1 protein-coding gene is annotated in these 369 nt (G+C 69.6%); it reads right to left on the reverse strand.

Translation table 11 applies throughout. From position 1 onward, the window contains the following. Window positions 1-369: PEP/pyruvate-binding domain-containing protein (locus ACNFOC_RS55990; protein ID WP_416966523.1), on the reverse strand; the 369-nt coding region annotated here is incomplete at both ends.

A 369-nucleotide genomic window follows, 5' to 3' on the forward strand; every position in this document is an offset into this window, starting at 1 on the left:
CCTCCTCGCGCAGGTCGTGGGCGATGCGGAAGGCGGCCTCGGCGGTGCGCTTGCCGACGCGGGTCTGGAGGATCCACAGCTTGCCGCGCTCGACGGTGAACTCGACGTCGCACAGGTCGCGGTAGTGGTGCTCCAGGGTGCGCAGGTGATCGCTGAGCTGGATGTAGGCACGCGGGTTGAGCCGCTTCAGCTCGCTCAGGGGCAGTGCGTCGCGGACGCCCGCGACGACGTCCTCGCCCTGTGCGTCGGGCAGGTAGTCGCCGTACATGCCGCGTTCGCCGGTGGCGGGGTCGCGGGTGAAGGTGACGCCGGTGCCGCTGCTCTCGAATGTCACAGGGGAGCTGAGGTTGCCGAAGACCATCGCCTGGA

It is taken from the genome of Streptomyces colwelliae, from assembly GCF_048158785.1.
In the GTDB taxonomy this organism is placed as follows: domain Bacteria; phylum Actinomycetota; class Actinomycetes; order Streptomycetales; family Streptomycetaceae; genus Streptomyces.